This is a genomic window from Streptomyces sp. NPDC093094 (genome assembly GCF_044754345.1).
Lineage (GTDB): Bacteria > Actinomycetota > Actinomycetes > Streptomycetales > Streptomycetaceae > Streptomyces.
In genome coordinates this window covers 161,872-186,979 of sequence record NZ_JBIVOX010000002.1, presented here as the reverse complement: position 1 = coordinate 186,979, position 25,108 = coordinate 161,872, and the positions used below count along the sequence as shown (strand labels likewise).

General features: G+C 73.2%; 20 protein-coding genes. 8 read left to right on the top strand and 12 right to left on the bottom strand.

The features are described from left to right. Window position 1 precedes the first annotated feature (1 nt). Window positions 2-1,504 (bottom strand): alpha/beta hydrolase, encoded by a 1,503-nt coding sequence (locus ACIQGV_RS03685; protein ID WP_402489936.1) that lies wholly within the window; start codon window positions 1,502-1,504, stop codon window positions 2-4. 248 nt (window positions 1,505-1,752) lie between these two features. Here ACIQGV_RS03685 and recO point away from each other — a divergent pair, with 248 nt between their 5' ends. Together recO and ACIQGV_RS03675 are read left to right on the top strand one after the other, a co-directional pair. Further along, window positions 1,753-2,499: a DNA repair protein RecO gene (gene recO, locus ACIQGV_RS03680; protein ID WP_402489934.1), complete on the top strand. Its 747-nt coding sequence runs from the start codon at window positions 1,753-1,755 to the stop codon at window positions 2,497-2,499. Between the two features lie 18 nt (window positions 2,500-2,517). Further along, window positions 2,518-3,351: an isoprenyl transferase gene (locus tag ACIQGV_RS03675; protein WP_402489931.1), complete on the top strand. Its 834-nt coding sequence runs from the start codon at window positions 2,518-2,520 to the stop codon at window positions 3,349-3,351. A 63-nt stretch (window positions 3,352-3,414) separates the two neighbouring features. Here the strand turns inward: ACIQGV_RS03675 and ACIQGV_RS03670 are convergent, their stop codons facing one another. Genes ACIQGV_RS03670 through ACIQGV_RS03655 form a run of 4 tightly spaced genes read right to left on the bottom strand, consistent with a single transcriptional unit; the run spans window position 3,415 to window position 6,540 of the window. Continuing rightward, window positions 3,415-3,828 carry a Fur family transcriptional regulator gene (locus tag ACIQGV_RS03670; RefSeq protein ID WP_402489928.1) on the bottom strand — a complete coding sequence of 138 codons (414 nt, stop codon included), beginning with the start codon at window positions 3,826-3,828 and terminating at the stop codon, window positions 3,415-3,417. 59 nt (window positions 3,829-3,887) lie between these two features. Then, a complete protein-coding gene (locus tag ACIQGV_RS03665; protein ID WP_402489925.1) occupies window positions 3,888-4,790 on the bottom strand; it encodes a metal ABC transporter permease in 903 nt (300 codons plus the stop codon). After that, entirely contained in the window at window positions 4,790-5,566 is a 777-nt protein-coding gene (locus tag ACIQGV_RS03660; protein ID WP_402489921.1) for a metal ABC transporter ATP-binding protein, read from the bottom strand. Before ACIQGV_RS03660 ends, ACIQGV_RS03665 begins: the two co-directional genes overlap by 1 nt. A 17-nt stretch (window positions 5,567-5,583) precedes the next feature. Beyond that, window positions 5,584-6,540: a metal ABC transporter substrate-binding protein gene (locus ACIQGV_RS03655; RefSeq protein WP_402489919.1), complete on the bottom strand. Its 957-nt coding sequence runs from the start codon at window positions 6,538-6,540 to the stop codon at window positions 5,584-5,586. A gap of 160 nt (window positions 6,541-6,700) precedes the next feature. Here ACIQGV_RS03655 and ACIQGV_RS03650 point away from each other — a divergent pair, with 160 nt between their 5' ends. Beyond that, window positions 6,701-8,083, top strand: a complete 1,383-nt coding sequence (locus ACIQGV_RS03650) for a glycine--tRNA ligase (protein WP_402489916.1) — start codon at window positions 6,701-6,703, stop codon at window positions 8,081-8,083. 58 nt (window positions 8,084-8,141) lie between these two features. Here ACIQGV_RS03650 and ACIQGV_RS03645 read toward each other — a convergent pair whose 3' ends face one another. Then, complete coding sequence (locus tag ACIQGV_RS03645) at window positions 8,142-9,686, bottom strand: EamA family transporter (protein ID WP_402489913.1); 1,545 nt, start codon at window positions 9,684-9,686, stop codon at window positions 8,142-8,144. 79 nt (window positions 9,687-9,765) lie between these two features. Between ACIQGV_RS03645 and ACIQGV_RS03640 the strand changes: the two genes are divergently transcribed. Continuing rightward, the gene (locus tag ACIQGV_RS03640; protein WP_402489910.1) at window positions 9,766-10,680 is read left to right on the top strand and encodes a LysR family transcriptional regulator; all 915 of its coding nucleotides are present in this window, start codon (window positions 9,766-9,768) and stop codon (window positions 10,678-10,680) included. On the opposite strand, the gene ACIQGV_RS03635 is transcribed toward ACIQGV_RS03640, so the two are convergent. Next, on the bottom strand, window positions 10,658-11,710 hold the full coding sequence (locus ACIQGV_RS03635) for a chitinase (RefSeq protein WP_402489909.1): 1,053 nt from the start codon (window positions 11,708-11,710) through the stop codon (window positions 10,658-10,660). The genes ACIQGV_RS03640 and ACIQGV_RS03635 overlap by 23 nt on opposite strands. Window positions 11,711-11,908: 198 nt before the next feature. On the opposite strand from ACIQGV_RS03635, the gene ACIQGV_RS03630 reads away from it, so the two are divergent. Both ACIQGV_RS03630 and ACIQGV_RS03625 read left to right on the top strand, forming a co-directional pair. After that, the gene (locus ACIQGV_RS03630; protein ID WP_402489906.1) at window positions 11,909-12,916 is read left to right on the top strand and encodes an aldo/keto reductase; all 1,008 of its coding nucleotides are present in this window, start codon (window positions 11,909-11,911) and stop codon (window positions 12,914-12,916) included. A 23-nt stretch (window positions 12,917-12,939) separates the two neighbouring features. Beyond that, a complete protein-coding gene (locus tag ACIQGV_RS03625) occupies window positions 12,940-13,527 on the top strand; it encodes a TetR family transcriptional regulator (protein WP_402489904.1) in 588 nt (195 codons plus the stop codon). 78 nt (window positions 13,528-13,605) lie between these two features. Here ACIQGV_RS03625 and ACIQGV_RS03620 read toward each other — a convergent pair whose 3' ends face one another. Continuing rightward, entirely contained in the window at window positions 13,606-15,033 is a 1,428-nt protein-coding gene (locus ACIQGV_RS03620) for an MFS transporter (RefSeq protein ID WP_402489902.1), read from the bottom strand. Between the two features lie 101 nt (window positions 15,034-15,134). Between ACIQGV_RS03620 and ACIQGV_RS03615 the strand changes: the two genes are divergently transcribed. After that, on the top strand, window positions 15,135-16,085 hold the full coding sequence (locus ACIQGV_RS03615; protein ID WP_402489899.1) for a helix-turn-helix transcriptional regulator: 951 nt from the start codon (window positions 15,135-15,137) through the stop codon (window positions 16,083-16,085). Between the two features lie 340 nt (window positions 16,086-16,425). Here ACIQGV_RS03615 and ACIQGV_RS03610 read toward each other — a convergent pair whose 3' ends face one another. Beyond that, window positions 16,426-17,856: an MFS transporter gene (locus ACIQGV_RS03610; protein ID WP_402489896.1), complete on the bottom strand. Its 1,431-nt coding sequence runs from the start codon at window positions 17,854-17,856 to the stop codon at window positions 16,426-16,428. Window positions 17,857-17,934: 78 nt separating this feature from the next. Between ACIQGV_RS03610 and dusB the strand changes: the two genes are divergently transcribed. Further along, entirely contained in the window at window positions 17,935-19,089 is a 1,155-nt protein-coding gene (dusB, locus tag ACIQGV_RS03605) for a tRNA dihydrouridine synthase DusB (RefSeq protein ID WP_402489893.1), read from the top strand. Here dusB and ACIQGV_RS03600 read toward each other — a convergent pair whose 3' ends face one another. From ACIQGV_RS03600 to ACIQGV_RS03590, 3 genes are all read right to left on the bottom strand, one after another. Beyond that, window positions 19,090-20,763 (bottom strand): CDP-alcohol phosphatidyltransferase, encoded by a 1,674-nt coding sequence (locus ACIQGV_RS03600; RefSeq protein WP_402489891.1) that lies wholly within the window; start codon window positions 20,761-20,763, stop codon window positions 19,090-19,092. It abuts the gene before it with no gap. Between the two features lie 535 nt (window positions 20,764-21,298). After that, on the bottom strand, window positions 21,299-23,239 hold the full coding sequence (locus ACIQGV_RS03595; RefSeq protein WP_402489888.1) for a glycogen debranching N-terminal domain-containing protein: 1,941 nt from the start codon (window positions 23,237-23,239) through the stop codon (window positions 21,299-21,301). Beyond that, entirely contained in the window at window positions 23,236-25,011 is a 1,776-nt protein-coding gene (locus ACIQGV_RS03590) for an MGH1-like glycoside hydrolase domain-containing protein (RefSeq protein ID WP_402489886.1), read from the bottom strand. Before ACIQGV_RS03590 ends, ACIQGV_RS03595 begins: the two co-directional genes overlap by 4 nt. Window positions 25,012-25,108: the final 97 nt, after the last annotated feature.

Sequence of the window (25,108 nt, the reverse complement as noted above, 5' to 3'; positions counted from 1 at the left end):
CTCAGCGGCAGTACAGGTCGGCGGCCGGACGCCTGCCCGTGGCCAGGAAGCGGGAGACCGCCGCGTCTCCGCACGCGTTGCCGTTGCCGAGGTAGGCGTCGTGGCCGGTGGAGTTCACCGTCACCATCACGGCCCGCCGGCCGAGGGCGGCACGCATCGCGCGGGCCCCGCTGAGGGGGGTGGCGACATCCCGCTCGTTCTGCACGAGCAGGAACGACGAGCGGCCCTCGTCGGTGATCCGCACCGGCGGCTCCTGCGGCGCGAACGGCCAGGCCGCGCACGCCATCGGGGAGCGGGGCATGCCCGCGGTGAGCGGGAACGCGGCCCGGCTGGTGTCGACCTCCTCCTGGTACGCGGCGGCCGAGGCAGGGAAGGCGACGTCGTTGCATATCGTGCCCATGGCGACCGCGGTCACGTTCTGCATCACGTCCTGCGGCGGGGCCTGCGGAGCGGGCGGGACCTTCCCCGTGCGGGCGGCGTCGATCAGCTCGGCGAGGGCGGGGAAGCCGTCGGGGTCGTAGAAGGCGTTCAGCATCGCCTGGCGCAGCTCGTTGCCGTCCAGCACCGGCGGGTTGGCGCCGGGCCACGGGAGCGGCTCCCGGTCCAGCCGGGCCGCCAGCTCCAGGAGGACGCGCCGGACCCCGGCGGGGGTGCTCGCCACACGGTGCGGGGTGCCGGGCGCCGAGGCGTACCGCGCGAACTCCGGGAAGGTGTCCTCCACACCCCGCTCGAACCCGGCGAGCCAGGCGCGGCCGACCCGGGTGTGGTCGGGGTTGCCGCTGCTGTCCAGGACGAACCGGTCCGTGCGGCCCGGGAACAGCCGGCCGTAGACCGCGCCGACATAGGTGCCGTACGACACGCCCCACGCCGAGATCCGCCGCTCGCCGAGCGCGGCCCGGACACGGTCGAGGTCACGGGCCTCGTTCGCCGTGCTGATGTGCCGGATCAGCTCGCCGCCGTTGCGCGCGCACGCCTGCGACATACGGCGCGCACTGTCCATGTTCCCCGCGACCGAGCCGTCGGGCCCGGGCCAGGGCCGCAGCTTGGTCGCCGCGAGGTCGGAGGGGGCGAGGCCGCAGCTCACCGCCGTGGACGGGGCCATGCCCCGGGGCGCGAACCCGATCAGGTCGTAGGCGTCCCGGACCTCCTTGGGCAGGACCCGGGCCTTCTCCGACGGCTGGTCGAGGCTCGTCCCGCCGGGCCCGCCCGGGATCAGCAGCAGCGCGCCGCGCCGGGCGGAGGGGTTCTCGCCGGGCAGCCGGGAGACGGCGATGCGGATCTTCTTCCCCCGCGGGTCCGCGTAGTCCATCGGCACGAGGAGGTCGGCGCACTGCTGGCGGGGGTCGAGACCGGGACCGTCGCACGGGGCCCAGCGGAGGGCCGTCGTGGGTGCGGCGGGGGCCGGGGAGGCCGTCGCCGCGGGGGTGAGACCGAGCACGAGTGCCGCCGCGGCGGCGGTCGCCGAGAGGCTGAGGACACGGGTGGTGCGAGTCGGCTTCGTCATGCTCCGAGCCTCGCCGCTCCCGTCGGCCCGCCACATCCGGGCAACGGCCCTGTTTCCAGGGGGGTTTACCCGAGTACGGCCCTCGGGGGCGCCCCTGGTTCCTCCCCCGCACGCCGGCCCGCGCCCCCCCGGCCCGGCCCGCGCCCCCCGCCCCGCGGCTCCCCCCTTCGCCCGCGGGCGGGGAGCTTCCCGAGTGAGCTGGGTCTCGCGGGGGACGGGGAGGGGGACGGGTACGAGAGAATGGCGGCATGAGCCTGTTCCGCGACGACGGCATCGTGCTGCGCACCCAGAAGCTGGGTGAGGCGGACCGGATCATCACGCTGCTCACCCGGGGGCACGGGCGGGTGCGGGCCGTGGCCCGGGGCGTGCGGCGGACCAAGTCCAAGTTCGGGGCCCGTCTCGAACCCTTCTCGCACGTCGACGTGCAGTTCTTCGCGCGGGGCAGCGAGCTGATCGGGCGCGGGCTGCCGCTGTGCACCCAGAGCGAGACCATCGCGCCGTACGGCAGCGGGATCGTCACCGACTACGCGCGCTACACCGCGGGGACGGCGATGCTGGAGACCGCCGAGCGGTTCACCGACCACGAGGGCGAGCCCGCGGTGCAGCAGTATCTGCTGCTGGTCGGCGCGCTGCGGACCCTCGCGCGCGGGGAGCACGCGCCCCACCTCGTCCTCGACGCCTTCCTGCTGCGCTCCCTCGCCGTCAACGGCTACGCCCCCAGCTTCGGCGACTGCGCGAAGTGCGGCATGCCCGGTCCCAACCGGTTCTTCTCCGTCGCCTCCGGGGGCTCCGTGTGTGCCGACTGCCGGGTGCCGGGTAGCGTCGTACCGTCGCCGCAGACGCTCGAACTGCTCGGCGCGCTGCTCACGGGGGACTGGGAGACCGCGGACGCCTGCGAGCCGCGTCACGTCCGGGAGGGAAGCGGGCTGGTGTCCGCCTATCTGCACTGGCACATGGAACGCGGGCTGCGTTCCCTTCGATACGTGGAAAAGTAAGAGAGAGACGAGAAGCACATGGTCGTACGCGGGTTCCTGGGGCGCCAGCGCCGTGAGTACAGGACGCCGGAGCCGCACCCGTCCGGCGCGCGGCCGCCGAAGCTCCCCGGTGAGCTGGTCCCGAACCACGTGGCGATCGTGATGGACGGGAACGGCCGCTGGGCCAAGGAACGCGGGCTGCCGCGCACCGAGGGGCACAAGGTCGGTGCCGAGCGCGTGCTGGACGTCCTCCAGGGGGCGATCGAGATGGGTGTCGGGGCCATCTCGCTGTACGCGTTCTCCACCGAGAACTGGAAGCGCTCGCCGGACGAGGTGCGCTTCCTGATGAACTTCAACCGGGACTTCATCCGCAAGACCCGCGACCAGCTCGACGAGCTGGGGATCCGGGTGCGCTGGGTGGGCCGGATGCCCAAGCTGTGGAAGTCGGTCGCCAAGGAGCTCCAGATCGCCCAGGAGCAGACCAAGGACAACACCAGGCTCACGCTGTACTTCTGCATGAACTACGGCGGCCGCGCGGAGATCGCGGACGCGGCGCAGGCCCTCGCCCAGGACGTGAAGGCGGGCCGGCTCGACCCGTCGAAGGTCAACGAGAAGACCCTCGCCAAGTACCTGTACTACCCGGACATGCCGGACGTGGATCTCTTCCTGCGGCCGAGCGGCGAGCAGCGTACGTCCAACTACCTGCTGTGGCAGAGCGCCTACGCCGAGATGGTCTTCCAGGACGTCCTGTGGCCGGACTTCGACCGGCGTGACCTGTGGCGGGCCTGTCTGGAGTTCGCCTCCCGGGACCGGCGGTTCGGCGGCGCCATCCCGAACGAGGAGCTGGCGGCCATGGAGGGCGACCAGGGTTAGGGCCCTTCTGATGGATCTCCGCGGGAGAAGGAGCGGCGGGGGGCTCGCGGAGCCCCCCGGCCGTCACACGTTCGCCGCGCAGTCGGCGCAGGTGCCGAAGATCTCCACCGTGTGCGCCACGTTCACGTAGCCGTGCTCCGCGGCGATGGCCTCCGCCCAGGTCTCCACGGCCGGGCCCTCGACCTCGACGGCCTTGCCGCAGGAGCGGCAGACGAGGTGGTGGTGGTGCTCGCCGCTGGAGCAGCGGCGGTAGACGGACTCGCCGTCGGAGGTGCGCAGGACGTCGACCTCGCCGGCCTCGGCGAGGGACTGCAGGGTGCGGTAGACCGTGGTGAGCCCGACGGAGTCGCCCTTGTGCTTGAGCATGTCGTGCAGATCCTGCGCGCTGCGGAACTCGTCGACCTCGTCGAGGGCGGCCGCCACCGCGGCACGCTGCCGGGTGGAGCGGCCCTTCACGGGCGGTCCAGCGGTCGTCACCGGTTGCCTCCTCACGTCTCGCCTTGCCGGGCCATTGTGCCAGCCCGCACCCAGGGCGGTCAGACGCCGACTTCCTTCTCCGGGCCCCTTCCGGCCGGAATCAAGCACTCCGCAGGGTCCCCGTCGGGCAGTGCGGCGGCGGCCGCGCGGGCCCTGCGCCGGGCCAGCGGGGCGGCCAGCGCGGTGAGGGCGACGAAGGCGGCGATGGCCAGCAGCACGATGGTCGCGCCGGGCGGTACGTCCTGGTAGTACGAGGTCACGGTGCCGCCGATGGTCACGGTGACCCCGAGGGCGACGGCGAGGGCGAAGGTCGCGGCGAAGCTGCGGCTGATCTGCTGGGCGGCGGCCACCGGGACCACCATCAGCGCGGACACCAGCAGCAGTCCGACCACGCGCATGGCGACGGTGACGGTGACCGCGGCGGTGACGGCGACGAGCAGGTTCAGCGCGCGCACCGGCAGCCCGGTGACCCGCGCGAACTCCTCGTCCTGGCTGACGGCGAAGAGCTGGCGGCGCAGCAGCAGCGTGGTGAGGATCACGAACCCGGCCAGGACGCAGATGGCGGTCACGTCGGACTCTGACACCGTGGACAGCGAGCCGAACAGGAACGACATCAGGTTGGCGTTGGCGCCGCCGGGCGCGAGGTTGATCAGCATCACGCCGCCGGCCATGCCGCCGTAGAAGAGCATGGCGAGGGCGATGTCGCCGCGGGTCCTGCCGTACCAGCGGATCAGTTCCATGAGGACGGCGCCGGCGACGGAGACGAGGGTGGCCATCCACACCGGCGACCAGGAGAGCATGAAGCCGAGGCCGACGCCGGTCATGGCGACATGGCCGATGCCGTCGCCCATGAGGGCCTGGCGGCGCTGCACCAGGTAGATGCCGATCGCGGGGGCGGTGATGCCGACGAGGACGGCGGCGATCAGGGCCCGCTGCATGAAGGCGTAGTTCAGGAATTCCATCAGCTCAGCAGTCCCGTGCGGATCGGCCCGGCGTCGTGGGACGCGTGCGGGTGGACGTGGTCGTGGCCGGGCAGCGCGTGCTGGCCGACGGCCTCGGGCGGGGGTCCGTCGTGCAGGACGCAGCCGTCGCGCAGGACGACCGCCCGGTCGATGAGGGGCTCCAGCGGGCCCAGTTCGTGCAGCACGAGCAGCACGGTGGCGCCGGAGGCGACCTGGCCGCGCAGGGTCTCGGCGAGGACCTCCTGGCTGGCGAGGTCGACGCCCGCCATGGGCTCGTCCATGATCAGAAGCTCGGGTTCGGAGGCCAGGGCGCGGGCGATCAGCACCCGCTGGTGCTGGCCGCCGGAGAGGGCGTCGACGGGGTCCTTGGCCCGGTCGGCCATGCCGACGAGCTCCAGGGCGTGGCGTACGGCGGCGTGGTCGGCCCGGCGCAGGACGCCGAGGCGGGCACGGGAGAGCCGGCCGGCGGAGACGACCTCGGTGACGGTGGCGGGCACGCCGCCCGCGGCGGTGGTGCGCTGCGGCACGTAGCCGACGCGCGCCCAGTCGCGGAAGCGGCGGCGCGGGGTGCCGAACAGCTCGATCTCGCCGGACGCGACCGGCACCTGGCCGATGACGCTGCGCACGGCGGTCGACTTGCCCGAGCCGTTCGCGCCGAGCAGGGCGACGACCTCGCCGCGGTGCACGGTGAGGTCGATGCCGCGCAGGACGGTGCGTGACCCCAGTTCGGCGCGGACGCCCCGCAGGGATATGACGGGCTCGGTGTGCGCGCCCATGGTGTCCTCCGTGAAGCTCACTTGGTGCCCAGCGCGGTCTGCAGGGCCTTGAGGTTGGCCCGCATGACCTGGACGTAGTCGTCGCCGCGGGACTGGTCGGTGATGCCCTCGACCGGGTCGAGGACGTCGGTCCTGAGGCCCGCGTCGGACGCGAGCGTCTTCGCGGTCTTCCCCGAGACCAGGGTCTCGTAGAAGACGGTGGTGACGCCGTCGGCCTCGGCCTCCTCGTGGAGTTCCTTGATCCGGGCCGGGCTGGGCTCGCTCTCCGGGTCGAGCCCGGAGACGGCCTCCTGGGTCAGGCCGTAGCGCTCGGCGAAGTAGCCGAAGGAGGCGTGGTTGGTGAAGAAGACCTTGCTCCGGGTGTTCTTCAGGCCGTCCGCGATGTCGGTGTTCAGCCGGCCGAGCTCCGCGACCAGGGCGGCGGTGTTCCTGCGGTAGTCCGCGGCGTGGTCCGGGTCGGCCTTCTCGAACGCCTTGCCGACGCCCTCGGCGATCTCGGCGTACTTGACCGGGTCGGTCCACACATGGGGGTCGAGGCCGCCCTCGTGGTCGTGGTCCCCGTGGTCGTCGCCGTGGTCGTGGCCGTCCTCGCCCTCGGCGTGCCGCAGCTCGGTGAGCTCCGCCGCGTCGATCTTCGTGCCGACCGAGGACTGTCCGACCGCCTCGTCGACGGCGGGCTGGAGGCCGGAGAGCCAGAGGGCCGCGTCGGACTCCTCCAGCAGGCCGCGCTGGCGGGCGCTGATGTCGAGGTCGTGCGGTTCCTGGCCGGGTTCGGTGAGCGTGGTGACGTGCACATGGGCGCCGCCTATGCGCTCGGCCAGGAACTCCATCGGGTAGAACGACGCGACGACGTCGAACTTGTCCGTGTTGCCCGCGGCCGCGCTGTCGGTGGAGCAGGCGGACAGGGCGCCGAGACCGAGGGCGGTGGCCGCCGCGATCGCGATCCCGGATATGTGGTGTCGTCGCACGTTCATGACACTCATTTTCAGCAACGATGGAAACCATTGTCAACAAGCCCTTCGAGCGGACCGCAAGCCGGACCGATTTGGTCGAGGGGCAGGCTGCGCCGGTAACCTGAAGCATTCGCTGGAAGCACCTCGCTTCGTCGCCCGTCGTCGTAATGAAGAGAGCACCGTGGCCGCCGACAAGATCGACACCATCGTCAGCCTGAGCAAGCGCCGTGGCTTCGTTTTCCCTTGCAGTGAGATCTACGGCGGTCAGCGCGCCGCCTGGGACTACGGGCCGCTGGGTGTCGAGCTCAAGGAGAACATCAAGCGCCAGTGGTGGCGCTACATGGTGACCTCGCGCGAGGACGTCGTCGGTATCGACTCCTCCGTGATCCTCGCCCCCGAGGTCTGGGTCGCCTCCGGCCACGTCGCCACGTTCTCCGACCCCCTCACCGAGTGCACCTCCTGCCACAAGCGGTTCCGCGCGGACCACCTGGAGGAGGCGTACGAGGAGAAGAAGGGCCGCGCCCCCGAGAACGGCCTGGCCGACATCAACTGCCCGAACTGCGGCAACAAGGGCCAGTTCACCGAGCCCAAGCAGTTCTCCGGTCTGCTCTCCACCCACCTCGGCCCGACCCAGGACTCCGGCTCCGTCGCCTACCTGCGTCCCGAGACCGCCCAGGGCATCTTCACCAACTTCGCCCAGGTGCAGACCACCTCGCGCCGCAAGCCCCCGTTCGGTATCGCCCAGATGGGCAAGTCCTTCCGCAACGAGATCACGCCCGGCAACTTCATCTTCCGCACCCGCGAGTTCGAGCAGATGGAGATGGAGTTCTTCGTCAAGCCGGGCGAGGACGAGAAGTGGCAGGAGTACTGGATGGAGCAGCGCTGGAACTGGTACACCGGCCTGGGCATGCGTGAAGAGAACATGCGCTGGTACGAGCACCCGCAGGAGAAGCTCTCCCACTACTCCAAGCGCACCGCCGACATCGAGTACCGCTTCCAGTTCGGCGGCAGCGAGTGGGGCGAGCTGGAGGGTGTCGCCAACCGCACCGACTACGACCTCGGCGCGCACTCCAAGGCTTCCGGCCAGGACCTGTCCTACTTCGACCAGGAGGCCGGCGAGCGCTGGACTCCGTACGTCATCGAGCCCGCGGCCGGTGTCGGCCGCACCATGCTGGCCTTCCTGCTCGACGCGTACGTCGAGGACGAGGCGCCCAACGCCAAGGGCAAGCTGGAGAAGCGGACCGTGCTGCGGCTGGACCACCGCCTCGCCCCGGTGAAGGTGGCCGTGCTGCCGCTGTCCCGCAACCCGGAGCTGTCGCCGAAGGCCAAGGGTCTCGCCCAGGCGCTGCGCCAGAACTGGAACATCGACTTCGACGACGCCGGCGCCATCGGCCGCCGCTACCGCCGTCAGGACGAGATCGGTACGCCGTTCTGCGTGACCGTCGACTTCGACACGCTGGACGACAACGCCGTGACCGTGCGTGAGCGTGACTCGATGAAGCAGGAGCGGGTGTCCCTGGACCAGATCGAGGGCTACCTGGCCGCGCGTCTGATCGGCTGCTGATCTCCGCGGCGCACGAAGGTGCCGGGTCCCCGCACGGGGGCCCGGCACCTCTCGTTCCTCACCCGCGGTGCACGACCGTGACCAGCCGCTCCTCGCCCGGGGTCTCCAGCTCGTCCACCACCGCCACCGCCAGGTCCTCCGCGCTGATCCAGGACCGTCCGTCGGCCGAGGTCAGCAGGGTGTCGGTGCCGCGCCGGTAGCCGCCGGTCCGCTCGCCGGGCTCCAGCAGGGCGGGCGGACCCAGATAGACCCAGTGCCGGCCGCCGTGCGCCTCGCAGGCCCTGAGCTGGGCCACTCCCGCCGCGGCGACCGGCCTGATCCCGGCGGGGACGTAGGCCGGGTCGTCGGCGACCAGCAGTCCGGGGCCGTCCGGGCTGCGCAGCGCCCCGGCGCCTCCGACCACCACGACGCGTATGCCCGCCTCCTTCGCCAGCTCCAGCACCGCGACGGTCGTACCGACCAGGAACTCCTGGTCGACGGGGTCGGTGCGGACGGCGACCACGACGGCGTCGGAGCCCGCCAGGGCCTCACGGAGGGCGTCCGGGTCGCTCGCGTCGACCGGGACCGCCGTCACGTCCGGACGGCCGGCGGCCGGCTTGCGCGCCAGGGCGCGGACCCGGTGGCCGCGGGCGCTCGCCTCGGCGGTGACGCGGCTGCCGACCATGCCGGTGGCGCCGAGCACGGTGACGGTCATTGCGGTGGTCATGGGTCCGGTTCTCCTTGTGAACAGGCGTGACAGATCGGGTGCGGTGAACTGCGCGGCCAGCAGTGCGGCCAGGGCGAGGGCGAAACCGAGCACCTGGAGCGGGCCGAGGGTCTCGCCGAGCGCGAGTCCCGCGACGGTCGCGACCAGCGGGGAGAGCAGCACCAGCGGGGCGGACGCGCGGACCGGGAGCCGGCCGATCCCGCGGAACCAGAGCGTGAACGCGACCAGTCCGCCCATGCCGCCCAGCCACAGATGGCCCACGGCCGCCTCGGCGTCGACCGCCGGCGGCGCTCCCTCGGCCAGGGCCGTCAGCGGCAGCAGCACCAGTCCGCCGGCGGTCAGCTGCCAGCCCGCCAGGGTCAGCGGACCGGCTCCGGCCGGGCGGCCCCAGCGCTTGGTGAGGACGACACCGGCCGCCATGCCCGCCGTGCCGCCCAGCCCCGCCAGGACGCCGACCGCGTCCAGCCGGGCCTGGGGGCCGAGGACGACGAGCCCGACCCCCACGACACCGAGCACGCCCCAGGCCAGGGTCCACACCGTGGGGCGGGTGCGCAGCACCGCGACGGCCAGCCCGGCGACCAGCAGCGGCTGGACGGCGCTCAGGGTGCCGGCGACCCCGCCGGGCAGGCGTTCGGCGGCCACGAACAGCAGGGGGAACAGCGCGCCGATGTTGAGGGTGCCGAGCACGGCGGCCTTCCACCACCACGAGCCCCGCGGCAGCGCCCGGGTGATCGCCAGCGCGAGCAGCCCGGCGGGCAGCGCCCGCATCACCGCGGCGAACAGCGGATGCCCGGGCGGCAGCAGCCGGGTGGTCACGGCGTACGTCGTGCCCCACGAGGCCGGAGCGAGTGCGGTCAGCGCGACGGTCGCCGCGTACCGCGCGGAGGAGTTCTGCATGGGACGCAGTCTCGGCTCGCTCCGGCCATGGCCGCAAAGCATGCTTGCGATGACAGCCATGAACAAGGACGATGGATGAGTGGATCTTCAGCAGATGCGGTACGCCGTCGCCGTCGCCGAGACCCGCAACTTCACCAGGGCGGCCGAACGGTGCTCCGTGGTGCAGTCGTCGCTGAGCCACCGGATCGCCGGTCTGGAACGGGAGCTGGGGGTGCGGCTGTTCGCCCGGTCCAGCCGCCGGGTCGAGCCGACCCCTGCCGGGGAGGCGTTCGTCGCGCGGGCCCGGGAGTGCCTGGAGGCCGCCGACCGGGCGATGGCGGACGCCGCGGCGGCGGCGGGCGTGGTGCGCGGCAGACTGGCCGTCGGGGTGATCGTGACCGCGGCCGCCGTGGACGTGCCCGAACTGCTCCAGCGGTACCGCGCCCGCTATCCCGAGGTGCGGGTGGCGCTGCGCTCCGGGCGCAGCGACGACCTGGTGACGGCGATCCGCGACGGCGAGCTGGACATCGCCTTCCTCGGCCTGCCGCAGGACCAGCGGCCCGCCGGGGTGGAGTCGCTGGTGCTCGACCACGACGAGCATGTGCTGGTGGTGCCGGCCGGACACCGGCTCGCGGGCGCCCCGCGGGTGGCGCTGGCGGACATCGCCGGGGAGACGTTCGTGGACTTCATGCGGGACACGCCCGCACGGGCCCAGTCCGACCAGGCGTTCGCCGCGGCGGGGCTGGTGCGGGACGTGGCGTACGAGGTGGGGGTCGTCGAGCTGATCACACGGCTGACCGCGCGCGGGCTCGGGGTCGCCCTGCTGCCCTCGGCCTTCGTCCGGCCGCTGGCCGCGGGCGACCCCGCCCTGGCGCTGGTCCCGGTGACGGACGGGCCGCGCCGGATCGAGTGCCTGGCATGGAGCCGGTTCAACCCGAGCCCTGCCACGCGCGCCCTGCTCGACGTGCTCGGGGTGCGCCGCGCCGGACCGGTCAACGGCCCTGGAGCGCCTTGACGTTGTCGCCGAAGGTCCAGTTCTTCGAGCCGTCCCAGTTGACCGACCAGGTCATCAGCCCCTTGAGGGCCGTGCCGTAGTGCCGCCATGCCTGGGCGACCAGGCTCGGGGACATGTGTCCGCCGCCCGCGCCGGGCTGGGCGGGCAGGCCGGGGACCTGCTTGTCGTAGGGCACCCTGATCGTCGTGCCCTGGACGACCAGACCCCGGTTGAGGCAGTCGGTCTGGGCGGTGAAGCCCTGGACGGTGCCGGCGGAGTAGGAGTCGCCGGAGCAGCCGTACATGCTGCCGTTGTAGTACTGCATGTTCAGCCACCACAGGCGGCCGTTGTCGGCGTACTTCTTGATGACGGGCAGGTAGGCGCCCCAGATCGAGCCGTAGACGACGCTGCCCCCGGTCACGTACGCCGTCTCCGGGGCCATGGTGAGGCCGAAGCCGGCCGGCATCCGGGCGAGGATCCCGTCGATGATGCGGATCAGGTTGGCCTGTGACGTGGACAGCTGGTTGATGTTGCCGCTGCCCACCAGGCCGGTCTCGATGTCGATGTCGATGCCGTCGAAGTTGTGGCGCTGCAGGATCGGGACGATCGTCGCGACGAAACGGTCGGCCACGGCGGTCGAGTTGAGGTCGATGCCGGCCGTGGCGCCGCCTATGGAGAGCAGGATCGTCTGCCCGGCGGCTTTGGCCGCGCACATCTCCGAGGGGGTGGCGACCTTCACGCCGGTGTCCATGCCGTTCTCCCACAGCGCGGTGCCGTCGGAGCGGATGACGGGGAAGGCCGCGTTGATCACGTTGTAGCCGTGGGCGGCGATGCGGGAGTCGGTGATCGGGGTCCAGCCGAAGGGCGGGTGGACCCCGTTGGCGGCGCCGTCCCAGTTCTCCCAGTAGCCCTGGAGGACCTTGCCCGCGGGCTTGGGTTTCACGGCGCAGGTCTCGGCGGCCGCCGCGGTGGGGGCGAGGGCGACGGAGAGCGGGGCGAGACAGGCGGTGGCGAGGGCCGCGGCCAGCAGGCGCACGGTGCGGCGGATCATGCGGGGCCTCCCGGTGGGGTCGGTGAGGTGTTGCAGGCATGACAAGAGCTCGCCCCTGACGATGCTCTGGTCCAGACCTTTCGTCAAGAGGTCTGGACCAGGGTCGTGGCGTCCGGGATGCCGTCGGTGCATGTTGCGCTGACAAGTATCGAATGACAGATATTGAAATCTGTCAGCTGTCATGACAGGGTGGAGGTCATGACGATCCAGACACGCACCCTCGGCACCACCGGCCCCCAGGTCTCCGCCCTCGGCCTCGGCTGCATGGGCATGTCCGCGCTGTACGGCGAGGCGGACCGGGCCGAATCGATCGCGACGATCCACGCCGCCCTGGACTCCGGCCTGACCCTGCTCGACACGGGCGACTTCTACGGCATGGGCCACAACGAACTGCTGATCGGCGAGGCCCTGCGCGCCGCGCCGGCCTCCGCGCGCGAACAGGCCCTGCTCAGCGTGAAGTTCGGCGCCCTGCGCGACCCCGACGGCGGCTGGAGCGGCTACGACGGCCGCCCGGCCGCGGTGCGGAACTTCGCCGCCTACTCGCTCCAGCGCCTGGGCGTCGACCACATCGACGTCTACCGCATCGCCCGCCTCGACCCGGACGTGCCGATCGAGGAGACGGTCGGCGCCGTCGCCGAACTGGTCCAGAAGGGCTACGTCCGCCACATCGGCCTCAGCGAGGTCGGCGCCGACACCGTCCGCAGGGCCGCGGCCACCGCCCCGATCTCCGACCTCCAGATCGAGTACTCGCTGATCTCCCGCGGCATCGAGGAGTCGGTCCTGCCCGTCACCCGTGAACTGGGCATCGCCGTCACGGCGTACGGCGTCCTCTCCCGCGGCCTGATCTCCGGCCACTTCACCGCCGGCCGGCAGCTCGGCGCGGGCGACTTCCGTGCCGTGTCGCCGCGCTTCCAGGGCGAGAACCTGCGGCACAACCTGGACCTCGTCGAGGCCCTGCGCGAGATCGCCGGGCACAAGGGCGTCAGCGTCGCGCAGATCGCCATCGCCTGGGTGCTCTCGCGCGGCGAGGACATCGTGCCGCTGGTCGGCGCCCGCACCCGCGAGCGGCTGACCGAGTCGCTGGGCGCGCTCGACGTGACACTGGAGGCCGCCGACCTCGCCGCGATCGAGAAGGCCGTGCCGGCCGGCGCGGCGGCGGGCGAGCGCTACCCGGCCGCGCAGATGGCTCACCTCGGGACCAGGTGACGGCGCCGGGTACCGTCTAGACCATGGCAGCGACCAGCGAGACCCTGACCGCCGAGCGCATCCTGGAGGCGACCGAGGAGGTGCTGCGCCGGCACGGACCGGCCAAGGCCACCGTGGTGGACGTGGCCCGTGCGCTCGGCGTCAGCCACGGCAGCGTCTACCGGCACTTCCGCACCAAGGCCGCGCTGCGCGAGGCGGTCACCAAGCGGTGGCTGGACCGCACCTCCGAGACCCTGTCGGCGATCGTCGCCGAGGACCGTGCCCCGGCGGCCCGGCTGCGCGACTGGCTGCTGGCGCTGTTCACGGCCAAGCGCCGCAAGGCGGGCGACGACCCCGAACTGTTCGCCACGTACATGGTGCTGACCGCGGAGAACGGGGCCGCGGTGGGCGAGCACGTCGCCGACCTCACCGGCCAGCTCACCCGGATCGTCGAGGCGGGCACCGCCGACGGCACCTTCGCCGCCGCGGACCCGGCCGCCACCGCCGCCGCCGTCTTCCACGCCACCGGCCGCTTCCACGACCCCTGTTACGCCCAGGACTGGGAAGCGCCGGGCGTCGAGGCCGAGTTCGACGCGGTCGTCGCCCTGGTGCTGCGCGGCCTGCGCCCCTGAGGGAGGAGACCGCGGACCCGCGGCTGTGACGGAAGCCGCGCCTTTGGCCGCAGCCGTGTCACAGGCGGGGCCGGCGCCTCAGTCGACCGTCCTCGGCAGCCGCAGGCTCAGCAGGCCCGTGACCGCGATGCCGGCCAGCTGCACCAGCAGCGTGACGACCAGGGCGTCGCGCATGCCCATCGAGGGGACCAGCGACAGGAACAGCGAGCCGAGCGTGGCCACCCCGAGCGCCAGCGCCGCCTGCTGGGTGGTGGTCATCACGCCGCCGCCCACCCCCGCCCGGGCCGGCGGCACCTCGGACAGCACGATCCGGAAGACGACGGGCAGCTGCATCGCCTGCCCCGCCCCCGCGACGATCCCGCCCGGCAGCAGCGCCAGAAGGCCCGGCTCCGGCCAGGTCCGCCAGAACGCCAGCGTCAGCAGCCCGATGCCCACCGCCTGGAGCACCGCACCGGCGGTCACCACACGTGTGCCGTACCGGGCCACCAGCCGGGGCCCGGCGAGCGAGACGAAGAAGAACGACACCGCCAGCGGCGCCAGCGCCAGCCCCGCCGCGACCGGCCCGAGGCCCGCTCCCCGCTGCAACGCGATCGCGACCACGAACATGAACCCGCTGAACCCGATCGAGAAGGGCAGGATCATCACCAGCCCGCGCCGCAGCGACGTCAGCGCGAACAGGCTCGGCGGCACCAGCGGCGTCCGCCCCCGCCGGTCCGCCCGGCGCTCGACCACGTAGAACGCCGCGGCCGCGAACGGGAACGCGGCCAGCGACAGCCACGTCCACAGCGGCCAGCCCGCCGCCCTGCCCTCGGTCAGCGGGGCCAGCAGCGTCAGCAGGGACACCGCGAGCAGCACCGTGCCGGGTCCGTCCACCGGCTCCGGGCGCTGCGAACGGGTCTCCGGCACCGTGCGCACGGCCAGCGCCAGACCGGCCAGCACCACCGGTACGTTCACCAGGAACACCGTGCGCCAGCCCAGGCCGGCCACGTCCGCGGCGACCAGCAGCCCGCCGAGGATCTGCCCGGCCACCATGGACAGCCCGGCCGTCGCGCCGTACAGGCTCATCGCGCGGGCCCGGCGCGGCCCGGACGTGGTCGCCTGCACGGTGGCCAGCACCTGCGGCAGCATCACGGCGCACGCCGCGCCCTGCGCGATCCGGGCCGCCACCAGGCTCCAGGCGTCGGGAGCGAGCCCGCACGCGAGCGAGGTCACCCCGAACGCGGCCATACCGCCGAGGAACAGCCTGCGCCGGCCGAACAGGTCGCCGAGCCGGCCGCCGAGCACGAGCAGCACGGCGTACGCGAGCCCGTACCCGGCGACGACGAGTTCCAGGACGGCCTCGCCCGCGGCGAGGTCACGGCCCATGTCCGGCAGGGCGACATTGACGATGAAGAAGTCGACGAGAGGCAGTGCCGCGCCGAGCAGCACCGTGAACAGTCCGAGATCGCTCAGCGCGGGGTCCCCCACCGGCGAACGGACCTGACGTGAAGTCATGGTTTCGGTCACGCCGTCGAGCCTGCTCCCTCGCCCAGCCTGGTACCAGAGTGTCCTTGTCCTGGTACAAGGACTACCTGGAAACAGGATTCCCGCCCCGGCACGATGGGACCATGACCACCATGGCCCAGGACACGCAGGCACCCGGGTGGGCGGCGCCGCGCCCGGCGGACGCCGAGATCCGCCGCCACGAGCTCGCCGCCTTCCTGCGCCACCGGCGCGAGCACATCGCCCCCGAGCAGGTCGGCCTGCCGCGCGGCCGCCGGCGCCGCACCCCGGGGCTGCGCCGCGAGGAGGTCGCCCAGCTCTCGGCGGTCGGTGTCACCTGGTACACCTGGCTCGAACAGGCGCGGCCCATCCAGGTCTCCGTCCAGGTCCTCGACGCGCTCGCCCGCACCCTGCTGCTCGACCCCGGCGAACGCGCCCACCTGTTCCAGCTGGCCGCGGCGGTCGACCCGGCACCGGCCACACCCTGCCCCTCGGTGACGCCCGCCATGCGCGCGGTGCTGGAGCAGCTGGAGCCGTTCCCGGCGTGTCTGCAGAACAGCCGGTACGACATCCTCGCCCACAACCGCACGTACGGGCTGCTGCTGTGCGACCTGGACACGGTGCCGCCCCAGGACCGCAACTGCCTGGTCCTGTCGTACACGAACGACGACTGGCGCTCGTCGATCGTGCATCTCGCGGAGGCCCAGCGGCTGATGGCCGCGCGGTTCCGCGCCGCGATGGCCGGGCATCTCGGGGAGCCGGCCTGGAAGATGCTGCTCAAGCGGCTGCGGACGGAGTCCGAGGAGTTCTGCGAGGTGTGGGACCGGCACGAGGTGGTCGCGCACCGCACCAAGCGCAAGGAGTTCCTCAACCGCCATGTCGGGCTGATCGCCGTCGACCACACCGATCTGTGGCTCAGCCCGGAGGTGGGGCCCCGGATGGTGACGTACGTCCCCGCCGACGAGGTCAGCCGCGAGCGGCTGGAGCGGCTGCGGGAGATCGCCCTCGACCGGGAGGACCGAGCCCGCGGGGCCGCCGGGCCCGTCGGGCCGCCCGCGCCACGAACCGGCCCCTGACGCCGTCGCCGTGGGGCGGCACGGCCGTCCGGCCCCGGCCGTGCCGCCGGCCGGGCGGCACCGGCGGCAGCCGGAGGCCGCGGCGGCGGTGGAACACGGCGCCCTCCCCGCCCGCGCCGAGAAATGCGGCGGTCACCTCCCAAGGCGCCTCCCCAAGGCGCCTCCCGGAGGCGGTCCGTCCGGCGGTTCTCCGGTGCCGACGACGATCTCGCAGCGGTCGCCGGGCACGGCGGCTGCGCCTCCTCCTCGTCCCGGTCTCTCCCCGGGCCGTACGCCCAGGCCGGCCGGGCGGGCAGGAGGGTCTGCCGTCCGGGTGTCTCCCGGACCGCTCCGTGCGGCCTCACGCCCGCAGCACCTCGCGGATCTCCGCCGTCTCCAGCCGCTCGGCGGTCCGTTCCGCCGTCCGCCGGGCCCAGCTCCCGCTGGTCACCGCGCCCAGCACGAGCACCGCGGCTCCGCAGGCGACGAGGATCCACCAGCAGGGGCGGGCCGCCGAGACGAACGTGTCCCGGTGCGCCGAGGCGCCCGCGGCCAGGACCGCTCCGACGACCGCCACACCCAGCGTCTGCCCGAGCTGGCGGCTGGTGGAGGCCACCGCGGCGGCCACGCCCGCCTGGGCCCTGGGCATGCCCGACACCGCCGTGTCGGTGATCGGCGCGTTCACGAAGCCGAAGCCGATGCCGAACAGCGCGTAGCCGGTGAACAGCCCCGCGTCCGAGGTCTCCGCGCCGAGGGCGAACATCACCGCGCTCGCCGTCATCGCCGCCCCGGCGACCGCCAGCGGTGTCCGCGGCCCGCGGGTGCCGACCAGCCGCCCCGACAGCGGCGCGCACAGGAACGTCGGCACGGCCATCGGCAGCATCCACAGCCCGGCGTCCAGGGCGCTCAGACCCCGCTCGTTCTGGAGGTAGAGCGTGGACAGGAACAGGAACCCGCCCAGTGCGGCGAAGGCGCTGATCGCGATCACCGTGGCCCCGCTGAATGGCGCCGACCGGAAGAACCGCAGGTCGATGAGGGGTTCGTCCCGGCGGGGCTCGTACCACAGCAGGCCGAGCAGGGCGGCCAGGGCGATCGCCGTGAAGGGCAGCGTGGTGGCGGCGCCGGCGTCCGGGGCCTCGATGATGGCGTACGTCAGCGATCCGAACAGGGCGACGACCAGCAGCTGGCCGACCGGGTCGGCGCGGCGGGCACGGGGCGCGCGGGACTCGGGGACGTACCGCAGCGTGAGCAGCAGGGCCGCCAGGCCCACCGGCAGATTGACCCAGAAGATCGACCGCCAGCCCACCGACTCCACGAGCAGTCCGCCGATCAGCGGGCCGGCCGCCATGGAGATGCCGACCACCGCGCCCCACGCGCCGATCGCCCGGGCGCGTTCGCGGGGGTCGGTGAAGGTGTTGGTGATGATCGACATGGCGACGGGGTTGAGCATCGACCCGCCGACGGCCTGCACCATCCGGAACACGACGAGCGCCTCCAGGCTCGGCGCGGCCGAGCACAGGGCCGAGCCGGCCGTGAAGACGACCAGGCCCGCCATGAAGACCCGTCTGCGGCCGATGCGGTCGGCGGTGGAGCCGGCGAGCATCAGCAGCGAGGCCAGCACCAGCGTGTACGCGTCGATCGTCCACTGCAGGCCCGAGGTGCTCGCGTGCAGATCGTCCTGCAGCGACGGCAGGGCGACATTGAGCACGGTGTTGTCCAGGCTCACGATCAGCAGGCTCATGCAGCAGATCGCGAGGACGAGCAGGCGTCGGCGGTGGCTGAGCTCGGGCATGCGGCCCAGCCTACGCCGATTTCGATAGTGCGACTAACTAACGAATTTTGCGAACTCATTGCACGGCACAATGGAGCCATGCCCACGACCGCGCCCGCCCCGGCCCAGACCCTGCAGATCGGCCCCCACGCCGTCCAGCCGCCCGTCGTCCTGGCCCCCATGGCCGGGATCACGAACGCACCCTTCCGCACCCTGTGCAGGGAGTTCAGCGGAGGCAAGGGGCTGTTCGTCAGCGAGATGATCACCACCCGGGCGCTGGTCGAGCGCAACGACAAGACCATGCAGCTGATCCACTTCGACGCGAGCGAGACCCCGCGCTCCATCCAGCTGTACGGCGTCGACCCGGTCACCGTCGGCAAGGCCGTCCGCATGATCGTGGAGGAGGACCTCGCCGACCACATCGACCTGAACTTCGGCTGCCCGGTCCCCAAGGTGACCCGCAAGGGCGGCGGCTCCGCCCTGCCCTACAAGCGCAACCTGCTGCGGGCCATCCTGCGCGAGGCCGTCAGCGGCGCGGGCGACCTGCCGGTCACCATGAAGATGCGCAAGGGCATCGACGACGACCACCTCACCTACCTCGACGCCGGCCGTATCGCCGTCGAGGAGGGCGTCACGGCCATCGCCCTGCACGGCCGCACCACCGCCCAGCACTACGGCGGCACCGCCGACTGGGACGCCGTCGCACGGCTCAAGGAGCACGTGCCGGAGATCCCGGTGCTCGGCAACGGCGACATCTGGTGCGCCGAGGACGCGCTGCGGATGGTGCGCGAGACCGGCTGCGACGGCGTCGTCGTCGGCCGCGGCTGCCTCGGCCGGCCCTGGCTGTTCGCCGACCTCGTCGCCGCCTTCGAGGGACGCGCCGACGCCCTCGCCCGGCCGTCCCTGCGCGAGGTCGCCGAGGTGATGGTCCGGCACGCCAGCCTGCTCGGCGAGTGGATCGGCGACGAGTCGCGCGGGGTCATCGACTTCCGCAAGCACGTCGCCTGGTACCTCAAGGGCTTCGCCGTCGGCTCCGAGATGCGCAGGCGGCTCGCCGTGACCTCCTCGCTGGAGGAGCTGCGGGCCGGGCTCGACGAGCTGGACCTGGACCAGGCATGGCCCGCCGGCGCCGACGGCCCCCGCGGCCGTACCTCCGGCAACAACCGTGTGGTGCTGCCGGACGGCTGGCTGAAGGACCCCTACGACTGCGCCGGCGTCGGCGAGGACGCCGAGCTCGACACCTCCGGCGGCTGATCAGCGGGTCGCCCGCGGGGTGGACCCGTACGCCTTCAGGAACCGGTCGCGGAACGCGCTCATCTTCCACACCGGCGCGGTCCCCGAGGGCCGCAGGCCCTGCGTCCAGCCCCAGTCGTCGATCGCCTCCAGCACCTTCGGGTCCTTGGCGACGACCGTCACCGGCACGTCACGGCTGGCACGGTCGCCGCTGACCCGGGCGATCGGCTGGTGGTCGCCGAGGAAGACCAGCACCGTGTCGTCGGTGCCGTACCGCTGGAGCCACTCGGTCAGGCTGGTCACCGAGTACTGCACGGACCGTCCGTACTCCCGCTTCGAGGCGTCCGAGTCCGCGATCACGTCCTCCGGGTCGAGGCCCGCCTTCTCGATGCCCTCGAAGATCCGGCCGTCGCCCAGCTCGTCCCAGCCGACCATGCGGGGGACCGGCGCCCACGGCTGGTGGCTGGACGTCAGGATCACCTCCGCCATGAGGGGCTTGTCGTGCTTCCGGCCGTGCTCCAGACGCTGGAACGCCTCCAGCGCGTACTGGTCCGGCATCGTCGACCAGCTGAACTTCGGCCCCTCGTAGCCGAGCCGGGTGGAGTCGTAGACATGGTCCAGGCCGTAGAACTCCGCCTCCGGCCAGCCCTTGCGTATCCCGGGCATGATGCCGACCGTGCGCCACGCGCCGGTCTTCTGGAACGCCTTGGTGAGGGTCAGATGGTCGCTGGAGGTGACGGTGCGATAGCGCTGCTGGTTGGCGACCCACAGGCCCGACAGGAAGGTGGAGTGCCCGAGCCAGCTGCTGCCGCCGTACGTCGCCGACGTCAGCCAGCCGCTGCGCGCCCCGAAGCCGGCCTTCTCCAGAACCTCGGTGCGCGCGTCGAGCGTACGGTTCACCCCGGGCGCGATCGCCGGGTCCTCGATGGCGCTGCGGCCGTAGCTCTCGATGAACGCGAAGACCATGTCCTTGCCCCGCAGGTCCGGCACCAGCTCGGCGGCGGGGGTCGCGCCGAACGTGTCGGCCTTCGTCTCCTCCTCGAACCGCGCCTCGTCCTCCAGGGTCAGCTGCACCCGCCGTGCCTGGCTCAGCGCCGCCTGCGCCGCCCGGTCCGAGGCGAACGGCACTCCGCCGATCTGGAGGCCGAGCGAGGCGCAGGTGATCCACACCGTCCCGGCGACCAGCGTGCCGAGGGCCGCGGGCGACCGGTGCCGGTCCAGCAGCCCGGCCGACCGGACCATGGCCAGCGCCATCACGGCGAACAGGGCCACGACCCCCGCCAGGATGCCGGCCGTCGCGCCGAGCGTGGCCGCGCCGCCGAGGGTGTCCTCCAGATACCCGTAGGAGTCGTCCAGCAGCTCCCAGTCGAGCACGGGATTGAAACCGCGCCCCAGATACTGGCGGAAGCCGATGTCGAGGACGTTCAGGACCGTCAGCGCGGCCAGGGCGAGGCCCATGAGCACCGCCAGCGGTGTGCGGGCCCGGCGGGGCAGCACCAGCAGCAGCATCGCGCCGATGATCGCCTCGCCGGGCAGCCGCACGAAGCGCACGGGGCGCAGCGCGTTGAGGGCGTTGGGGAGGAGGAAGGCGCCCAGCACCAGCCCGGCGCACAGGACCGTGACCGCGATGTGCCGGACGTCGTGCCCGCCCTCCGGGGCGGAGACCGGTGAGGTGCCGTCGCCGTCGGAAGCCACCGGGTCGGCCGCCGGGCCGACGGCCGGATCCGCTGCCGGGCCGGCCGCCGGATCGTCCGCCGGGTCCGCCGGATCGTCCGTCGGGTCTGCCGGGTCCGCCGGGTCGTCCGTCGGGTCTGCCGGGTCCGCTGGGTCGTCCGTCGGGTCTGCCGGGTCCGCTGGGTCGTCCGTCGGGTCTGCCGGGTCCGCTGGGTCGTCCGTCGGGTCTGCCGGGTCTGCCGGGTCGTCCGTCGGGTCTGCCGGGTCGTCCGCCGATTCGGCTGCCGGGTCGTCCGTCGAATCGACCGCCGGGTCGTCCGTCGAATCGGCTGTCGGATCTGCTGCCGGGTCCGCCGGATCGGCCGCCGGGTCCGTCGAGTCCTTCGGATCGTCCGGCGAGTCGGGCAGGTGACGCAGAGGGGTGGAGGCTGACAACCCGGGGTCCTTCCGTACGGGGACGGCGGGGCCGGCACGGGGAGCCGGGCCCGCCGTCTTCTCGTACGGGCTGTCACGGAGGGACGTTCACGTCCCCGGCAAACAGCGGGCAAACACTTCCCTATGCCCCTCCCACGGCGGTCAGCAGGGCCAGCGGGGTCGCCGCCGCGCGGGACTCGCGGACACAGGCGTGCGGGAAGGGAACGGGCTCGGAGTGTGTGCCGCGGGCGTAGCCGGCGAGGACCTCCGGCAGCCGGTGACCGGTCGCGGAGGCCGCTTCGACCAGGGCGTGCGCGACGGTACGCGCCTCGTCGTGGAGGCCGTAGCGGGCGAGGCCGAGGGCGATGAGGGCGTTGTCGTGCGGCCACACCGAGCCCCGGTGGTAGGAGAGCGGGTGGTAGGCCGGCTGCCCCGCCGCCAGCGTCCGTACGCCCCAGCCGGAGAAGAAGTCCGGCTCCAGCAGGCGCCGGCCCACCAGCTTGCCGTACTCCTTGTCGAGCAGTCCGGACCACAGCAGATGGCCCGCGTCCGAGGCGAGGGCGTCGACCTGGCGGCCCTCGCCGTCCAGCGCGAGCGCGGGGAAGGAGTGCTCGTGCATCCAGAAGTCGCGCTGGAAACGGTCGCGCAGATCGGCGGCGGCCTGCTCCAGCAGGGCCGCGTAGGTCGGGTCCTGCCACGCCGTGCGGGCCAGCCAGGCGGTGCGGCGCAGGGCGTCGTAGGCGTAGCCCTGGGCGCCGGCCGCCATGACCGGGCCGGAGGGGCGGCTGCCGTCCGCCCAGCAGATCGCGCCGGGGGAGTCCTTCCAGTTCTGGTTGGCGAGGCCGCCCTCGTCGGCGCGGTAGACCAGATAGCCGCGCGAGGTCAGACCGCCGTGGTCGAGCATCCAGCCGATCGCGGCGCGCGCGTGGGGCTCCAGACGGCGGGCGAGCGCGGTGTCCCCGGTGTGCTCGGTGTGCGCGCCGAGCAGGACGAGGAAGAGCGGAGTGGCGTCCACCGAGCCGTAGTAGCGGCCGAAGGGCACCTGCCCGAAGTAGGCCAGCTCGCCGTGGCGCACCTCGTGCACGATCTTCCCGGGCTGGGCGACGGACGCCGGGCCGCTGTTCTCGCCGGCCTGCGTGGCGGCGAGCGCGGGCAGGGTCGCGGCGGCCAGACCGGGCCGGTAGGGCAGGGCGAACAGCGAGGTCAGCAGCGCGTCGCGGGCCAGCAGGGTGAGGAACCAGGGGGCGCCCGCCGCCGGCACTCTCAGCTCCTCGCCGTCCGGTCCGGTGGCCGGGATCTGGAGCGCGGCGAGGTCGCCGAGGCCCCGCGCGCAGGCCGCGGCCAGCTCCGGCCAGCCGGTCGGGAAGGCCACGCCCTCCATGAAGCCGCCCTCCAGCGCGAGGACCTGCCGGTTCACCGCCTCCGGGGACGCGGGCACCCGCAGTGCCCGTTTCTCGCCGTGCGGGCGGGCCATCACGCGCAGGGTGAGCTCCGCGGTGCCGTACGGCTCCAGGTCCAGGGTCCACACCAGACGGCGGGCGCCGGTGCCGGTCTCCTCCACGCCGTCCGGGGCGGGCTCGGCGCTCACCGTCGTACGGGAGAGCCAGGCCCCCCGCTGGTAGGTGAACTCCACGCCGTGGTCGAGGGCCTGGCGGTGGCGGACCGCGCCGGGCTTGGAGTAGGTGCGGTGGTCGGAACGCAGCTCGAACTGGTCGGCGAAGTCGGCGTCGGCGGTGATCGCCAGGCGCAGGGTGGTCGGCACCGGGCGGTTGCTGGTGACGCGCACGGTCTCCACGAACGAGCTGTCGGAGACGGCCTGTTCCCGGAACAGCGTGTACGCGGCGGGCTCCAGCCGGCCGCCCCGCGGGACCAGCACACAGCGGGCGGTGTCCCCGTCGGCGACGGGGGTGAGCGTCTCGGGCACGGCCCCGTCGACCGTGAGCTGCCAGCGGCTCAGATGCCGGGCGTCGCGTACGAACAGCCCGTCGGGAAAACTGCCGCCGCGGACGCCGCTGATGTCGCCGCCGTCACCCACGGCGGCGAACGTCCCGCCGTACACGAGCAGATGCTGCCGATCGGTCATGTCCGGTCCCCTCCCTTGTGTTTCCGTCCCCACTTGTTCCCCGCGCCGGTCGTCGCCGTGTGCAGCAGGTCGAGCGTGAGCGCGGCGGTCCAGCCGAAGCCGGCGGCTCCGCACGCCTCGCCGGTACGCGGATCGACGTACTCGGCGAAGCCGCTCGTCCCGGCCGTGCGCAGAAGGGCCTCGCGCAGGGCGTCGGCCCGCTCGCGCTCGCCATGGGTGCGCAGACCGCGCTCCAGCAGCCAGTTGGTGTTGAACCAGGCCGGTCCGCGCCAGTAGCGGTGCGGGTCGAAGGCGTCGCCGAGCAGGTCGTAGCTCGGGGCGAGGCGGGTCGCGGCGCCGAGACCGAAGTGCGGCCCGGTCAGCGTGCGCACCAGCGTCGCGGCGGTCTCCCGCGGCAGCGTCGGCAGGATCAACGGGATCAGCCCGGAGACCCCGCGCTCGGGCAGGAGCCCGCCGCGCGGGACGGGACGGCCGGTCGCCCGGGCGGGTCCCTCGCCGTGCCGGGCGCCGCCCGGACCGGACCGGTCGGCGCCGGCGCCGTGCGGGCGGATCCGGCCGTGTCCGGGCTCGGGTCCGTGACCGGGCTCGGGCTCGTGGCCGGGGCCGGGGAGGTCCGTGCGGCGGGGGCCGCCGTACGCGGGCCCGCCGTCGTGGCCGGGCCCGCCGTCGTGCCCTTGTCCGCCGTCGTGTCCGGGGCCGCCGTCGTGCGCCGGGCCGGGCAGGCGGGAGCGGCCGGGGCCGCCCCGGCCGGCCGGCGCCGGGGCGGCGCGCAGGTCCCGGCACAGGAACATGCCCGCCGCCGGATCCCACAGCCGGTCGATCAGCGCGGCCGTGAGCCGCTCGGCGCGGGCGTGCCGGGCGGTTCCGGTCGCTCCCAGTTCGTGGGCGATCCTCGCGAGGGCGTGCTCGGAGGCGATGAGGAGCGCGTTGAAGGCGGGGTCCTCGACGGCGAACCCGGTGGGTCCGCCCCCGTGCCCCGGGCCGGCGGGTCCGTCCCCGTGCGCCTCGTCCGGCCCGTCCCGGTATCCCCGGTCGCGGTAGTCCGCCGCCAGGCGCACGTACCGTCCGTAGTCCAGGTCCGTCGGCCGGTCCTCCGCCGCCCCGTGGTCGAGGTCGGCGCGGCGGAAGGAGCGGGAGGGGGCCGGGGTGATGCGGGCGAGGGGCGCGTCCCAGCTGGGGGCGTTGTCCATGCCCTGCTCCCACGGGTGCACCACGCAGGCGAGGCCGCCCCCGCCGAGGTCGCGCCGGTGCAGGAGGTAGCGGTGCCAGGCGGCCAGCCGGGGATAGAGCCCGGCGAGGAACCCGCGGGCGCGGGAGAGCCCGGGGTCGGCGAGGTGGACCAGCCAGGCGGCGAGGGCGTGCACCGGCGGCTGCACGATCCCGGAGGTCTCCACGCCGCGCGGGGCGCCGGCGGCGCGGCCCGCGGTGGAGGAGCGCCAGAAGTCGGGGCTCGGGAAGTAGGCGTCGAGCGGCACGGCGGGGTTGAAGACGATGTGCGGGATCCGCCCGTCGGCCCACTGGGCGGCCAGAAGCGTCTCCAGCTCGGTCTGTGCACGTAACGCGGAGATGTGCCGCAGACCGATCGCGACGAACGCCGAGTCCCAGGACCACTGGTGCGGGTAGAGGCTGCGGGAGGGCACCGTGGAGGTCCCGGTCCAGTTCTCCTCCAGCACCCGGGCCGCGCCGGAGTGCAGCGGGCCGGCCAGGACGGCCGGATCGTATGCAATGGCGGATTCGGCTCGGTGGGCGACGAGCTGGGCAGTGCGATCCACTCGGGGCTCCCGCAAGAATGACACTGGCGGCACCGCCGAGGGGTTCGGCAGTGGCTACCGCAGGGTTACGCCTATTTAACACGCAAAACTCAATATG

Excerpts from the sequence above, each read along its gene's own strand:
- ACIQGV_RS03630 (WP_402489906.1), top strand. The coding sequence starts at position 11,909 with ATGACGATCCAGACACGCACCCTCGGCACCACCGGCCCCCAGGTCTCC.
- ACIQGV_RS03615 (WP_402489899.1), top strand. The coding sequence starts at position 15,135 with ATGACCACCATGGCCCAGGACACGCAGGCACCCGGGTGGGCGGCGCCG.
- recO (WP_402489934.1), top strand. The coding sequence starts at position 1,753 with ATGAGCCTGTTCCGCGACGACGGCATCGTGCTGCGCACCCAGAAGCTG.
- dusB (WP_402489893.1), top strand. The coding sequence starts at position 17,935 with ATGCCCACGACCGCGCCCGCCCCGGCCCAGACCCTGCAGATCGGCCCC.
- ACIQGV_RS03660 (WP_402489921.1), bottom strand. The coding sequence starts at position 5,566 with ATGGGCGCGCACACCGAGCCCGTCATATCCCTGCGGGGCGTCCGCGCC.
- ACIQGV_RS03685 (WP_402489936.1), bottom strand. The coding sequence starts at position 1,504 with ATGACGAAGCCGACTCGCACCACCCGTGTCCTCAGCCTCTCGGCGACC.
- ACIQGV_RS03595 (WP_402489888.1), bottom strand. The coding sequence starts at position 23,239 with ATGACCGATCGGCAGCATCTGCTCGTGTACGGCGGGACGTTCGCCGCC.
- ACIQGV_RS03665 (WP_402489925.1), bottom strand. The coding sequence starts at position 4,790 with ATGGAATTCCTGAACTACGCCTTCATGCAGCGGGCCCTGATCGCCGCC.
- ACIQGV_RS03610 (WP_402489896.1), bottom strand. The coding sequence starts at position 17,856 with ATGCCCGAGCTCAGCCACCGCCGACGCCTGCTCGTCCTCGCGATCTGC.
- ACIQGV_RS03675 (WP_402489931.1), top strand. The coding sequence starts at position 2,518 with ATGGTCGTACGCGGGTTCCTGGGGCGCCAGCGCCGTGAGTACAGGACG.
- ACIQGV_RS03635 (WP_402489909.1), bottom strand. The coding sequence starts at position 11,710 with ATGATCCGCCGCACCGTGCGCCTGCTGGCCGCGGCCCTCGCCACCGCC.
- ACIQGV_RS03655 (WP_402489919.1), bottom strand. The coding sequence starts at position 6,540 with ATGAACGTGCGACGACACCACATATCCGGGATCGCGATCGCGGCGGCC.
- ACIQGV_RS03625 (WP_402489904.1), top strand. The coding sequence starts at position 12,940 with ATGGCAGCGACCAGCGAGACCCTGACCGCCGAGCGCATCCTGGAGGCG.
- ACIQGV_RS03645 (WP_402489913.1), bottom strand. The coding sequence starts at position 9,686 with ATGCAGAACTCCTCCGCGCGGTACGCGGCGACCGTCGCGCTGACCGCA.